The organism is Pseudomonas sp. RU47 (genome assembly GCF_004011755.1).
Lineage (GTDB): Bacteria > Pseudomonadota > Gammaproteobacteria > Pseudomonadales > Pseudomonadaceae > Aquipseudomonas.
This window is the reverse complement of the sequence record NZ_CP022411.1, coordinates 5033913-5048220: the sequence shown is the minus strand read 5'-3', so window position 1 is coordinate 5048220 and position 14308 is coordinate 5033913. Positions and strand designations below refer to the sequence as shown.

11 protein-coding genes and 1 riboswitch are annotated in these 14308 nt (G+C 60.3%); of the genes, 10 read left to right on the top strand and 1 reads right to left on the bottom strand.

Annotated features, from left to right (window positions below; genetic code table 11):
• Positions 1 to 204 precede the first annotated feature (204 nt).
• The 7 genes from CCX46_RS23035 to astE all read left to right on the top strand — a co-directional run bounded on the left by CCX46_RS23035 (position 205) and on the right by astE (position 8084).
• Positions 205 to 1425 carry an aspartate aminotransferase family protein gene (locus CCX46_RS23035; protein WP_008077923.1) on the top strand — a complete coding sequence of 407 codons (1221 nt, stop codon included), beginning with the start codon at positions 205 to 207 and terminating at the stop codon, positions 1423 to 1425.
• 214 nt (positions 1426 to 1639) lie between these two features.
• Entirely contained in the window at positions 1640 to 2659 is a 1020-nt protein-coding gene (gene aruF, locus CCX46_RS23030) for an arginine/ornithine succinyltransferase subunit alpha (protein WP_007919353.1), read from the top strand.
• Between the two features lie 51 nt (positions 2660 to 2710).
• Entirely contained in the window at positions 2711 to 3736 is a 1026-nt protein-coding gene (astA, locus tag CCX46_RS23025) for an arginine N-succinyltransferase (RefSeq protein ID WP_127929431.1), read from the top strand.
• Positions 3733 to 5202 (top strand): succinylglutamate-semialdehyde dehydrogenase, encoded by a 1470-nt coding sequence (astD, locus tag CCX46_RS23020; RefSeq protein WP_177413916.1) that lies wholly within the window; start codon positions 3733 to 3735, stop codon positions 5200 to 5202. The genes astA and astD overlap by 4 nt, the downstream gene beginning before the upstream one ends.
• A gap of 163 nt (positions 5203 to 5365) precedes the next feature.
• The gene (gene astB / locus CCX46_RS23015; protein WP_095048119.1) at positions 5366 to 6712 is read left to right on the top strand and encodes an N-succinylarginine dihydrolase; all 1347 of its coding nucleotides are present in this window, start codon (positions 5366 to 5368) and stop codon (positions 6710 to 6712) included.
• A 58-nt stretch (positions 6713 to 6770) separates the two neighbouring features.
• Positions 6771 to 7061 carry a hypothetical protein gene (locus CCX46_RS23010; RefSeq protein WP_007919345.1) on the top strand — a complete coding sequence of 97 codons (291 nt, stop codon included), beginning with the start codon at positions 6771 to 6773 and terminating at the stop codon, positions 7059 to 7061.
• A gap of 12 nt (positions 7062 to 7073) precedes the next feature.
• Positions 7074 to 8084 (top strand): succinylglutamate desuccinylase, encoded by a 1011-nt coding sequence (gene astE / locus CCX46_RS23005; protein ID WP_127929429.1) that lies wholly within the window; start codon positions 7074 to 7076, stop codon positions 8082 to 8084.
• A 121-nt stretch (positions 8085 to 8205) separates the two neighbouring features.
• Here the strand turns inward: astE and CCX46_RS23000 are convergent, their stop codons facing one another.
• Entirely contained in the window at positions 8206 to 8715 is a 510-nt protein-coding gene (locus tag CCX46_RS23000) for a 6,7-dimethyl-8-ribityllumazine synthase (protein ID WP_016983960.1), read from the bottom strand.
• A gap of 103 nt (positions 8716 to 8818) precedes the next feature.
• A riboswitch (FMN riboswitch) is annotated at positions 8819 to 8990 on the bottom strand.
• A 198-nt stretch (positions 8991 to 9188) separates the two neighbouring features.
• Here CCX46_RS23000 and ltaE point away from each other — a divergent pair.
• The 3 genes from ltaE (at position 9189) to CCX46_RS22985 (ending at position 14290) form a co-directional block, all read left to right on the top strand.
• On the top strand, positions 9189 to 10193 hold the full coding sequence (ltaE, locus tag CCX46_RS22995) for a low-specificity L-threonine aldolase (protein ID WP_127929428.1): 1005 nt from the start codon (positions 9189 to 9191) through the stop codon (positions 10191 to 10193).
• A 146-nt stretch (positions 10194 to 10339) separates the two neighbouring features.
• The gene (alaS, locus tag CCX46_RS22990) at positions 10340 to 12958 is read left to right on the top strand and encodes an alanine--tRNA ligase (RefSeq protein ID WP_127929427.1); all 2619 of its coding nucleotides are present in this window, start codon (positions 10340 to 10342) and stop codon (positions 12956 to 12958) included.
• A 90-nt stretch (positions 12959 to 13048) separates the two neighbouring features.
• Entirely contained in the window at positions 13049 to 14290 is a 1242-nt protein-coding gene (locus tag CCX46_RS22985) for an aspartate kinase (protein ID WP_008086083.1), read from the top strand.
• The last annotated feature ends 18 nt before the right edge of the window (positions 14291 to 14308 follow it).

Below are 14308 nucleotides of genomic sequence, written 5' to 3'. Positions count from 1 at the left end.
TCTCTGCAGCCTGCCGCAAATCGGCAGGGCCAGTTAAACTGCGCCTTTGCGACGCTATTTGTCGCATTGCCGTAAACCCGTGAAAATCCGGGGTTTGCGCTATAAGAAGTTGTCGCTTGGCGACAAGGCCGGGCAGAAAACTGTCCTTACAATCCCCCCATCGCTCGCCAGTTTCAGGCGGGTGGCCCTCATCAGGAGACTCCGATGTCCGTTGAGCACGCTGCGGTACAACGCGCCGATTTCGACCAGGTAATGGTTCCCAACTACGCGCCTGCCGCTTTTATTCCGGTGCGTGGCGCCGGTTCCCGTGTCTGGGATCAGGCCGGCCGCGAGCTGATCGACTTCGCCGGCGGGATTGCCGTTAACGTATTGGGCCACGCGCACCCGGCGCTGGTCGGTGCACTGACCGAGCAAGCGAACAAGCTGTGGCACGTGTCCAACGTGTTCACCAACGAACCGGCCCTGCGCCTGGCGCACAAGCTGATCGACGCCACGTTCGCCGAGCGCGTGTTCTTCTGCAACTCCGGCGCCGAAGCCAACGAGGCCGCGTTCAAGCTGGCCCGTCGTGTGGCGTTCGACCGTTTCGGCACTGAGAAGTACGAAATCATCGCCGCGCTGAACAGCTTCCACGGCCGTACTTTGTTCACCGTCAACGTCGGTGGCCAGTCGAAGTACTCCGACGGTTTCGGCCCGAAAATCACCGGCATCACCCACGTCCCTTACAACGACCTTGCAGCATTGAAGGCAGCGGTTTCCGACAAGACCTGTGCGGTCGTGCTGGAACCGATCCAGGGCGAAGGCGGCGTACTGCCGGCCGAACTGGCTTACCTGCAAGGTGCCCGCGAACTGTGCGACGCGAACAACGCGCTGCTGGTGTTCGACGAAGTGCAGACCGGCATGGGCCGCAGCGGCAAGTTGTTCGCCTACCAGCATTACGGCGTGACCCCGGACATCCTCACCAGCGCCAAGAGCCTGGGCGGCGGTTTCCCGATCGCGGCGATGCTGACCACCGAAGCGCTGGCCAAACATCTGGTTGTCGGCACTCACGGCACCACCTACGGCGGCAACCCGCTGGCGTGCGCGGTCGCTGAAGCGGTGATCGACGTGATCAATACCCCGGAAGTGCTGAACGGTGTGAACGCCAAGCACGACAAGTTCAAGGCGCGCCTTGAGCAGATCGGCGAGAAATACGGCCTGTTCACACAGGTACGTGGCCTCGGTCTGCTGATCGGTTGCGTGCTCAGCGATGCCTGGAAAGGCAAAGCCAAAGACATCTTCAACGCCGCTGAAAAAGAAGGCCTGATGATTCTGCAGGCCGGCCCGGACGTGATCCGTTTCGCCCCGAGCCTGGTGGTGGAAGACGCTGATATCGATGCCGGTCTGGATCGCTTTGAACGCGCGGCTGCAGCACTGACGCAAGCCTGATAGACCTTTCGGCGCCTGGAGTTTTTCAGGCGTCGATCAAAATTTTATGCCGGACCAGATCAACTGTAGGAGTGAGCCTGCTCGCGATTGCGGTATGTCAGTCGACTCATTGGTTTCTGACAGACCGCAATCGCGAGCAGGCTCACTCCTACATTGATCTCCATGTAGGCCCGGTTATTTTTTCTGTGAATTGATAAGAGAAAGGAGTGACACCATGCTGGTGATGCGCCCTGCGCAAATGGCTGATCTGGGCGAGGTACAGCGTCTGGCTGCGGACAGCCCGATTGGTGTCACTTCCTTGCCGGATGACGTGGAACGTCTGAGCGACAAGATCGCTGCGAGCGAAGCCTCGTTCGCCGCCGAAGTGAGCTTCAACGGTGAAGAGAGCTATTTCTTCGTCCTCGAAGACTCCACCACCGGCAAACTGGTCGGTTGCTCGGCGATTGTCGCCTCGGCCGGTTATTCGGAGCCGTTCTACAGCTTCCGCAACGAGACCTTCGTCCACGCTTCGCGCGAGCTGAAGATCCACAACAAGATCCACGTGCTTTCGCAGTGCCATGACCTGACCGGCAACAGCTTGCTGACCAGTTTCTACGTGCAGCGCGAGCTGGTCGGTTCGCCGTGGTCCGAGCTCAACTCCCGTGGCCGTCTGTTGTTCGTTGCCAGCCACCCGGAGCGTTTCGCTGATTCGGTGGTCACCGAGATCGTCGGTTACAGCGACGAGAACGGCGACTCGCCATTCTGGGATGCAATCGGGCGCAACTTCTTTGACCTCAACTACGCCGAAGCCGAGCGTCTGTGCGGGCTGAAAAGCCGTACATTCCTCGCCGAGCTGATGCCGCATTATCCGATCTACGTGCCGCTGCTGCCGGATTCCGCCCAAGAGGCGATGGGCCAGGTGCATCCACGTGCGCAGATCACCTTCGACATCCTGATGCGCGAAGGCTTCGAGACTGATCACTACATCGACATTTTCGACGGTGGCCCGACCCTGCATGCGCGCGTTTCGGGGATTCGTTCGATCGCCCAGAGCCGCGTGGTGCCGGTGAAGATCGGCGAGCCGGTGAAAGGTGCCGGGCGCCAGTATCTGGTGGCCAACGCGCAGTTGCAGGATTACCGCGCGGTGCTGCTGGAACTGGATTACGCGCCGGGCAAACCGGTGACTCTGGATCTGGAAGCGGCCGAAGCCCTGGGCGTCGGTGAAGGTGCCAGCGTGCGCCTGGTGGCGGTTTAACGCCTTAGCGAGTTTCACGGGTGGCGAAAGCGGCCCGTTTGAGGAGATAGCATGATTGTTCGTCCCGTACGCAGCAGCGATTTAGCCGCTCTGATCGACCTGGCCCGCAGCACCGGCACCGGCCTGACCACTTTGCCGGCCAACGAAGAACGTCTGGCCCACCGGGTCGGCTGGGCCGAGAAGACCTTTCGCGGTGAAGCCGGCCGTGGCGATGCGGACTACCTGTTCGTGCTCGAAGACGACGACGGTCGCGTGGTGGGGATTTCCGCCATTGCTGGTGCTGTCGGCATGCGTGAGCCTTGGTACAACTTCCGTGTCGGCCTCACTGTCAGCGCTTCGCAAGAGCTGAACATCTATCGCGAGATTCCGACGCTGTTTCTGGCCAACGACCTGACCGGTAATTCCGAGCTGTGCTCGCTGTTCCTGCACGCCGATTACCGCAACGGTCTGAACGGTCGCATGCTGTCGAAGGCGCGGATGCTGTTCATCGCTGAATTCCCGGAATTGTTCGGCAACAAGATCATCGCCGAGATGCGCGGTGTCTCCGATGACGCCGGCCGTTCGCCGTTCTGGGAAAGTCTGGGTCGGCACTTCTTCAAAATGGAATTCAGCCAGGCCGATTACCTCACCGGTGTCGGCAACAAGGCGTTCATCGCTGAACTGATGCCGAAATTCCCGCTGTACACCTGCTTCCTGTCCGAAGGCGCGCGTAGCGTAATCGGCCAGGTTCACCCGGACACCGAGCCGGCCTTGGCGATGCTCAAGGGCGAAGGTTTCAGCTATCAGGGTTACGTCGACATCTTCGACGCAGGCCCGGCCATCGAATGCGAAACCGGCAAGATCCGCGCAGTGCGTGACAGCGAAGCGCTGGTGCTCGCCGTCGGTACTCCGGGCGACGACGCCACGCCGTTCATCATCCATAACCGCAAGCGCGAAGACTGCCGCATCACCGCTGCGCCGGCGCGTCTCGCTGCCGGCACGCTGGTGGTCGATCCGCAGACCGCCAAACGTCTTCAACTCAACGCTGGCGATCAAGTGCGCGCCGTGGCGTTGTCCGCTGCACGGGAGTCGAAATAATGAATTCGCTATACATCGCAGGTGAGTGGCTGGCCGGTCAGGGCGAGGCCTTTCAATCGCTGAACCCGGTGACCCAGCAAGTGCTGTGGTCGGGGGAGGGCGCCACGGCAGCTCAGGTTGAATCGGCCGTGCAGGCTGCACGTCAGGCCTTTCCGGGCTGGGCGCGTCGCACGCTGGAAGAGCGCATCACTGTGCTTGAGGCTTTCGCCGCGTCGCTGAAAAACCACGCTGACGAACTGGCCCGCACCATCGGTGAAGAGACCGGCAAGCCGCTGTGGGAAGCCGCGACCGAAGTGACCAGCATGGTCAACAAGATTGCCATCTCGGTGCAGAGTTACCGCGAGCGTACCGGCGAGAAGAGCGGCCCGCTGGGCGACGCCACCGCCGTTTTGCGCCACAAACCGCACGGCGTGGTCGCGGTGTTCGGCCCTTACAACTTCCCCGGTCACCTGCCAAACGGCCACATTGTTCCGGCGCTGTTGGCCGGTAACAGCGTGCTGTTCAAGCCAAGCGAGCTGACCCCGAAAGTCGCCGAGCTGACGGTCAAGTGCTGGATCGAAGCCGGTCTGCCAGCGGGTGTTTTGAACCTGCTGCAAGGCGCTCGCGAAACCGGCATCGCACTGGCGGCGAACCCGGGCATCGACGGTCTGTTCTTCACCGGTTCCAGCCGCACCGGCAATCATCTGCACCAGCAATTCGCCGGGCGTCCGGACAAGATTCTCGCGTTGGAAATGGGCGGCAACAACCCTCTGGTGGTCGATCAGGTCGCGGATCTGGATGCGGCGGTTTACACGATCATTCAGTCGGCGTTCATCTCTGCCGGTCAGCGTTGCACCTGTGCACGCCGTCTGCTGGTGCCGCAAGGCGCGTGGGGCGATAGTCTGTTGCAGCGACTGGTTGAGGTCAGCAAGACTATTGAGGTCGGCGCCTTCGATCAGCAACCGGCGCCGTTCATGGGCTCGGTGATTTCCCTCGGCGCAGCGAAAGCGCTGATGGACGCGCAAGCACATCTGTTGGCCAATGGCGCGGTGTCGCTGCTGGCGATGACTCAGCCGCAGGCGCAAGCCGCGTTGTTGACGCCGGGCATTGTGGATGTGACGGCGGTTGCCGAGCGTCCGGACGAAGAACTGTTCGGCCCGTTGCTGCAAGTGATTCGCTACGTCGATTTCGAAGCGGCGATCGCTGAAGCCAATGACACCGCTTATGGTTTGGCCGCTGGTTTGTTGTCCGATTCCGAAGCGCGTTATCAGCAGTTCTGGCTGGAAAGCCGCGCCGGGATCGTCAACTGGAATAAACAGCTGACCGGTGCTGCGAGCAGCGCGCCGTTCGGCGGTGTGGGTGCCTCGGGTAACCATCGCGCCAGCGCTTATTACGCGGCGGATTACTGCGCGTACCCGGTAGCGTCGCTGGAAACGCCGAGCCTGGTGTTGCCTGCCGCCCTGACGCCTGGCGTGAAGATGGCGTGATGCTCATTCGCGAGCAAGCTCGCTCCCACAGGTTCAGTGGTGTTCACACATGTTGTGTCCAACATAAATCCTGTGGGAGCGAGCCTGCTCGCGAAGGCCGCGCCTCGGTCTAAAAGAATAGTTACTGATGCCTATAACAACAGATTCTCGTGGAGCCTCGCTGATGAAATCCTATGAAGTCAATTTTGACGGTCTAGTGGGGCCGACCCATAACTACGGTGGTCTGTCCTACGGCAACGTTGCGTCCCAGAGCAACAGCCAGCAATCCTCGAACCCGAAGGAAGCGGCGCTGCAAGGCCTGGCGAAGATGAAAGCGCTGATGGAGATGGGCTTTCAGCAAGGTGTGCTGGCGCCACAGGAACGTCCGGACGTGGCCGCTCTGCGCCGTCTGGGTTTCAGCGGCACCGATGCTCAGGTCATCGAGCGCGCCGCCAAAGAAGCCATGCCGCTGCTGGTCGCCAGTTGCTCGGCGTCGAGCATGTGGGTGGCCAACGCCGCCACGGTCAGCCCGAGTGCCGACACCGCTGATGGCCGCGTGCATTTCACCGCCGCCAACCTCAACTGCAAATACCACCGCAGCATCGAGCACCCGACCACCAGCCGCGTGCTCGGTGCGATGTTCGCCAATCAGCAGCACTTCGCCCATCACGCCGCGCTGCCTGCGGTGGCGCAGTTCGGCGACGAAGGCGCGGCCAACCACACGCGTTTCTGCCGTGAGTATGGCGAGGCGGGCGTCGAGTTCTTCGTGTTCGGTCGCAGTGCCTTTGACAACCGTTTCCCGGCGCCGCAAAAGTACCCGGCGCGGCAGACCCTCGAAGCGTCGCAAGCGGTAGCGCGTCTGCACGGTCTGCGTGACGAAGGCGTGGTTTACGCCCAGCAGAACCCGAACGTGATCGATCAGGGCGTGTTCCACAACGATGTGATCGCAGTGGGTAATGGCGAGGTGCTGTTCTATCACGAGGACGCCTTCCTCGAGACCGATCAGATGCTGGCCGAACTGCAAAGCAAACTGGCCAAGGTCGGCGGCAACTTCCAGTCCGTGTGCGTGCCGCGTTCGGCGGTGACCGTGGATGACGCGGTGCGCTCGTACCTGTTCAACAGCCAATTGCTCTCGCGTCCTGATGGCTCGATGTTGCTGATCGTGCCGCAAGAGTGCCAGGCCAACGAGCGCGTCTGGGCTTACCTGCAAAGCCTGACCAGCTCCGGCGGTCTGATCCGCGAAGTAAAAGTCTTCGACCTCAAGCAAAGCATGCAGAACGGCGGTGGCCCGGCGTGCCTGCGACTGCGCGTCGCGCTAAACGAAACCGAACTGGCAGCCGTCAACCCAGGGGTTATCATGACGCCACCGTTGTACGGTTCGTTGACCGCATGGGTTGAAAAGCACTACCGCGACCGCCTGAGCGAAACCGATCTGGCGGATCCGCAATTGCTGCTTGAATGCCGGACGGCACTGGATGAACTGACGCAAATCCTTAAACTGGGCGCGGTTTATCCATTCCAGATCAATTGATGGCCGGCGCGTCGCCTGAACGCGGCGCGCGGCTTGTCTCCCCCAAGAGAGTAAAAACATGAGCGATTCCCTGCAGCTGATCCTTGAAGACACCGACGGCACGCAACTGGAGACTTCCTGCACCCGCGTTGCGGTCATGTGGCAAGGCAAAGAGCTGTGGATCCAGCAGGACGGCCGTGGCCAACTGCTGATCGGCGTGGACGTTGAAGAAGGTGACGCCGAGTACGCCAACCTGCTGCTGCGCCCATTGGCGACTAATCTGGTAAGTCTGCAACTGGAAATGGAACCGGCTGACGTCGGCGACGACGAAGACCACGTGCACGGCCCGGATTGCAACCACGACCACTAAGGAAACCGTTCTATGCTCGCCCTCGGCAAACTGCTTGAACTGACCCTCGCCGGCCGCGAACCGGCGGAGAAGACTCAACTGACTGTCGAAGGCGTGCGTATGCGCTGGTTGAGCGAAGGTGCGCTGGAAGTCCGGCCACCGGAAGCGCGCGACAATGGCCTGGACCTGCTGCTGTCTGCAGGCATCCACGGCAACGAAACAGCGCCGATCGAGTTGCTTGATCGGCTGCTGCACGACATCGCACGCGGCGATCTGAAGCCGCGCGCACGCATTCTGTTCCTGTTTGGCAACCCGGAAGCGATTCGCAAAGGCGAGCGTTTCGTCGAGCAGGACGTCAATCGGCTGTTCAACGGCCGTCATGAACAAAGCAGTGGCAGCGAAGCACTGCGTGCCTGTGAGCTGGAGCGTTTGGCGGCAAGCTTTTTCAGCAAGCCGGATCGCCAGCGTCTGCATTACGACCTGCACACCGCTATTCGCGGTTCGAAGATCGAGCAGTTTGCCTTGTATCCGTGGAAGGAAGGTCGCCAGCATTCGCGTCTTGAGCTGGCGCGCCTGCGCGCTGCGGGCATGGAAGCGGTGCTGTTGCAGAACAAACCGTCGATCGTGTTCAGCTCGTACACCTACGACAAGCTCGGTGCCGAGGCTTTCACGCTGGAACTGGGCAAGGCGCGGCCGTTCGGGCAGAACGACGGGGTTAACGTCTCGCTGCTGGAAACTCGCTTGAAGCAGATCATTGAAGGCACTGAGCCGGAAATGGCGGAGCAGGGGCTGGACGGTTTGCAGCTGTTCAGTGTCGCCCGGGAAATCATCAAGCACAGTGATGCGTTCCGCTTGAACCTGCCGCAGGACATCGAAAACTTTTCAGAGTTGGACGTGGGTTACGTGCTGGCCGAAGATCTGGCCAATACCCGCTGGATCATCGAAGAGCAGGGCGCGCGGATCATCTTCCCCAATCCGAAGGTCAAGAACGGCTTGCGCGCGGGCATTCTGATCGTCCCGACCACCGACGAAAATCTCGCCTGACCCGATGATCGTTCCCACGCTCCGCGTGGGAATGCAGCCCGGGACGCTCCGCGTCCCAAAGCGGACGCAGAGCGTCCATTGAGGCATTCCCACGCAGAGCGTGGGAACGATCGTTCGAGGCTTAGACGGCTACAGCACGCGGCTCTGTACGGCGCAATGCCCGAACTTTCTGCAGCGTATCCGCGCAAGTCCTTGCCGCTTCCTGACCCTTGTGTACAAAGTGCTCAAAGAAGAACTTCTGATGCTCGTCTCCGGCATGGAAGTGATGCGGCGTCAGCGACACCGAGAACACCGGCACTTCGGTTTCCAGTTGCACCTGCATCAGGCCGCTGACCACCGATTGGGCGACGAATTCGTGGCGGTAGATGCCGCCGTCCACCACCAGGGCTGCCGCGACGATGCCGGCATAACGACCGGTCTTGGCCAGTAACTTGGCGTGCAGCGGCATTTCAAAAGCGCCGCCGACTTCGAAGATATCGATGTCGGATTCCTGATAACCCAGGGCAATCATTTCGGCAACGAAGCCTTTACGGCTCTGGTCGACGATTTCCTTGTGCCAGCAGGCCTGGATGAACGCGACGCGCTCGCCATGAGGGTGTTTGCTTTTGCTGTCGATAGCGGTGGGTTGCATGTTCTGACTCCTGTTTGTGTGAAAAACAGGGCGTTATGAATCGAAAGGGATTCAAGGGTACGAGCGCACGCACGAATGCACGCGGACGGCCCTTTGGCGTTAATCCCGTTCTCTCTTCATCCGGACTATGACCGTCGGCCCCGGAATCACACCGGGTCTGCTGACCTTGCCGCCGATCACAGCCTTTGCCGTGTTCGTCGCCAAGCGCTCGCGGGCTATACGCATTGCGCGCAATTACCGCCGGTGGGGAATTGCACCCCGCCCTGAGAACGTTTTTGCCGCCCTTTCTCGGGCGGCGCAGCGTTTTTAACACAGATTGTGTGTCTGTGCATTGCGCCTTTCTGATGATTGCCATCGAATTTTTTGACGACTCGAAATGACTTTTCCTTGCGCAAGGGTTGATTAATCCACGCGATGACCGCAGTAATTCCACTTCGTAAAGGGATTTCCCCTGCTGATTAGAGGCCAGGTTCATGAGTGTTATCGATCTTCGTAGCGACACCGTCACCCAACCGACTCCGGCCATGCTCGACGCGATGACTGCGGCGGACACCGGTGATGACGTTTACGGCGAAGATCCAACGGTCAATCGCCTGGAGGCCGAGCTGGCCAAGCGCCTCGGCTTTGCCGCCGCTTTGTTCGTGCCGACCGGCACCATGAGTAATCTGCTGGGGTTGATGGCGCACTGTGAGCGCGGCGACGAATACGTCGTGGGTCAGCAGGCGCATACCTACAAGTACGAGGGCGGTGGCGCGGCGGTGCTCGGTTCGATCCAGCCACAGCCGCTGGAAGTGCAGGCTGACGGCTCGCTGGATCTGGATCAGGTTGCGGCAGCGATCAAGCCGGATGACTTCCATTTCGCTCGAACTCGTTTGCTGGCGCTGGAAAACACCATGCAGGGCAAAGTGCTGCCGCTGGAGTATCTGGCCCGCGCCCGCCGCTTCACTCAGGACAAAGGCTTGCAACTGCACCTCGACGGCGCGCGCCTATACAACGCAGCGGTGAAACTTGGTGTGGATGCACGGGAAATCACTCAGTACTTTGATTCGGTGTCGGTGTGCCTGTCCAAAGGCCTCGGTGCCCCGGTGGGTTCGGTGCTGTGCGGCTCTGAGCAGTTGATCGGCAAAGCTCGTCGCTTGCGCAAAATGGTCGGCGGCGGCATGCGCCAGGCCGGACTGCTGGCAGCGGCAGGCCTGTATGCGCTGGATCACAACGTCGAGCGTCTGGCCGACGACCACGCCAACGCGCAATTGCTCGCCGATGGCTTGCGTGAAGCAGGTTTCATCGTCGAACCCGTGCAAACCAACATGGTTTATGTGCAAATGGGCGACAAAGCCGAAGCACTCAAGGCGTTTGCCGGCGAACGCGGGATCAGATTGAGCGCTGCTGCGCGTCTGCGTATGGTCACGCACATGGACGTCAATCGTTCGCAAATCGAGCAAGTGATCGCGACATTCGTCGAGTTTTCGCGCAAGTGACAGCGTTAGCCGTCCAATTGACCGTTTCTATCGTATAAACACGCTGTACCCCGCGCGCAGGGCCGATATAATGCGGCCCTTTGCCGTCGCTTCGTCTGTTGACGTTTCGAACAGGCCTTTGGCCGCAGCCTCCGTGGAAGAACCTAATGAAAAGCGCAGAAATCCGTGAAGCCTTCCTTCGCTTCTTCGAAGAGCAAGGCCACACCCGTGTAGCCTCCAGCTCTTTGATTCCGGGCAACGACCCAACCCTGCTGTTCACTAACGCGGGGATGAACCAGTTCAAGGACTGCTTCCTGGGCCAGGAAAAACGTGCGTACACCCGTGCGACCAGCAGCCAGAAATGCGTGCGTGCCGGTGGCAAGAACAGCGACCTGGAAAACGTCGGTTATACCGCTCGTCACCACACGTTCTTCGAAATGCTCGGTAACTTCAGCTTCGGTGACTATTTCAAGAAGGACGCGATTACCTACGCGTGGACCTTCCTGACCGGCGTTCTGCAACTGCCGAAGGAAAAACTCTGGGTCACCGTCTACGCCTCCGACGACGAAGCGTATGACATCTGGACCAAAGAAATCGGTGTGCCGGTCGAGCGCATGATTCGCATCGGCGACAACAAAGGCGCGCCGTACGCCTCCGACAACTTCTGGACCATGGGCGATACCGGCCCGTGCGGCCCATGCACCGAGATTTTCTACGATCACGGCGACCACATCTGGGGCGGCCCACCGGGCTCGCCGGAAGAAGACGGCGATCGTTACATCGAGATCTGGAACAACGTGTTCATGCAGTTCAACCGCACCGCCGACGGCGTGTTGCATCCGTTGCCAGCGCCGTCGGTCGATACCGGTATGGGCCTGGAGCGGATCAGTGCGGTGATGCAGCATGTCAATTCCAACTACGACATCGATCTGTTCAAGAACCTGCTGAAGGCCTCGGCCGAAGCGATCGGTTGCGAAAACGGTGATCAGTCTTCGCTGAAAGTAGTGTCCGACCACATCCGTTCGTGCGGCTTCCTGATCGCCGACGGCGTGTTGCCGTCCAACGAAGGTCGCGGTTATGTGCTGCGCCGGATCATCCGTCGCGCCTGCCGTCACGGCAATAAGCTGGGCGCTACTGGCAGCTTCTTCTACAAGATCGTCGCGGCGCTGGTTGCCGAGATGGGCGAAGCCTTCCCGGAACTGAAAAAGCAGCAAAGCAACATCGAGCGCGTGCTCAAGGCCGAAGAAGAGCAGTTCTCCAAAACCCTGGAGCACGGCCTGAAAATTCTCGAGCAGGACCTGCTGGAACTCAAAGGCACCGTGGTGCCGGGCGACGTGGTGTTCAAACTCTACGACACCTACGGTTTCCCGATGGACCTGACCGCCGACATCGCCCGCGAGCGCAGCTTGACGGTCGACGAAGCCGGTTTCGAACGTGAGATGGAAGCCCAGCGTGTTCGCGCGCGTTCGGCCAGCTCGTTCGGTCTGGACTACAACACCTTGGTCAAGGTTGATGTGGCCACCGAATTCACCGGCTACAAAGACACCAGCGGTTCGGCAAAAATTGTCGCTATCTATAAAGATGGCCAGTCGGTCGACGTCTTGAATGAAGGCGAAGAGGCGGTGATCGTTCTGAACCAGACGCCGTTCTACGCTGAATCCGGCGGCCAGATCGGCGACTGCGGTTTCCTTCAGGCGGGCAGCGCACGTTTCGACGTACGTGACACCACCAAGACTGGCGGCGCATTCCTGCACCACGGCGTGCTGGATTCGGGCAGCCTGACCATCGGCGCGCCAGTGGAAACCCACGTCGATGCCGAAGTGCGTCACGCGACTTCGTTGAACCACTCGGCAACCCACTTGCTCCACGCGGCACTGCGTCAGGTACTGGGCGAGCACGTTCAGCAGAAAGGTTCGTTGGTGGATAGCCAGCGTCTGCGTTTCGACTTCAGCCACTTTGAAGCGATCAAGCCTGAGCAGATCAAAGCGCTGGAAGACATCGTCAACGCCGAGATCCGCAAGAACTCGGCGGTTGAAACCGAAGAAACCGACATCGAAACCGCCAAGAACAAAGGCGCGATGGCGCTGTTCGGCGAGAAGTACGGCGACAACGTGCGCGTGCTGAGCATGGGCGGCGATTTCTCCGTCGAGCTGTGCGGCGGTATCCACGCCAACCGTACCGGCGACATCGGCCTGCTGAAAATCATCAGCGAAGGCGGTGTGGCCTCGGGCGTGCGTCGTATCGAAGCAGTGACCGGTGCTGCGGCACTGGCCTACTTGAATGCTGCAGAAGAACAACTCAAGGAAGCGGCCAGCCTGGTCAAGGGCAGCCGCGACAACCTGATCGACAAGCTGTCGGCTGTGCTGGAGCGCAATCGCCAACTGGAGAAGCAACTCGAGCAGTTGCAAGCCAAGGCGGCCAGTGCTGCGGGCGACGATCTGTCGTCCTCGGCTCTGGACGTCAAAGGCGTGAAGGTTCTGGCCGCACGTCTGGATGGTCAGGACGCCAAGGCGCTGTTGGCGCTGGTTGATCAGTTGAAGAACAAACTCGGCCGCGCAGTGATCCTGCTCGGCAGTGTCCATGAGGAAAAGGTCGTTCTGGTTGCAGGCGTAACCAAAGACCTGACTGGCCAACTCAAAGCCGGTGATTTGATGAAACAGGCTGCTGCGGCAGTGGGCGGGAAGGGCGGTGGTCGTCCGGACATGGCGCAGGGCGGCGGTGTTGATGCCGGCGCGCTGGATGGCGCACTGGCGCTGACCGCTCCATTCGTCGAGCAGGGTTTATAAGACGGCCCGTCGGGCCCGCAGTCTAGTGGCGGGCCCGGCGGCTGTTCGAGTGATTATTGGGCGCCCTTCATGGGCAGAGGCGGCTTTGAAATGGCTTTGATCGTACAGAAATTTGGAGGCACCTCGGTCGGTACTGTCGAGAGAATCGAGCAGGTCGCCGACAAGGTTAAGAAATTCCGCGATGCCGGCGATGACCTGGTGGTTGTGCTGTCTGCAATGAGCGGCGAAACCAACCGTCTGATCGATCTGGCCAAGCAAATCAGTGGCGACGGCCAACCGGTTCCGCGTGAACTGGACGTGATCGTTTCCACCGGTGAGCAGGTGACGATTGCCCTGTTGGCCATGGCGCTGATCAAGCGCGGTGTGCCGGCGGTGTCGTACACCGGTAATCAGGTGCGGATCCTGACCGACAGTGCGCACAATAAAGCGCGTATCTTGCAGATTGATGACCAGAAGATTCGTGGTGATCTGAAAGCGGGTCGCGTGGTAGTTGTCGCCGGTTTCCAGGGCGTCGACGAGCACGGCAACATTACCACCCTGGGTCGTGGCGGTTCTGACACCACCGGCGTGGCACTGGCTGCTGCGTTGAAGGCTGACGAGTGCCAGATCTACACCGACGTTGATGGTGTTTACACCACCGATCCGCGCGTTGTGCCGGTCGCTCAGCGTCTGGACAAGATCACCTTCGAAGAGATGCTGGAAATGGCCAGCCTCGGTTCCAAGGTGTTGCAGATCCGTGCGGTGGAATTCGCCGGCAAGTACAACGTTCCGCTGCGCGTACTGCACAGCTTCAAGGAGGGTCCGGGCACCCTCATTACTATTGATGAAGAGGAAACCATGGAACAGCCGATCATTTCCGGCATCGCTTTCAACCGCGATGAAGCCAAGCTGACCATCCGTGGCGTGCCAGACACCCCGGGCGTGGCGTTCAAGATTCTCGGCCCGATCAGTGCCGCGAACATCGAAGTCGACATGATCGTGCAGAACGTCGCGCACGATAACACCACCGACTTCACCTTCACCGTGCACCGCAACGACTACCAGGCCGCACAGACCGTGCTGGAAAACACCGCTCGCGAGATCGGTGCCCGTGAAGTCGTAGGCGACACCAAGATTGCCAAGGTCTCGATCGTCGGCGTCGGCATGCGTTCCCACGCAGGCGTGGCCAGCCGCATGTTCGAATCCCTGGCAAAGGAAAGCATCAACATCCAGATGATCTCGACTTCGGAAATCAAGGTTTCCGTGGTGATTGAAGAGAAGTACCTGGAACTGGCTGTGCGCGCCCTGCACACGGCTTTCGAACTGGATGCTCCGGCCCGTCAAGGCGAGTAATTCCGTTTCTTGAAGGGC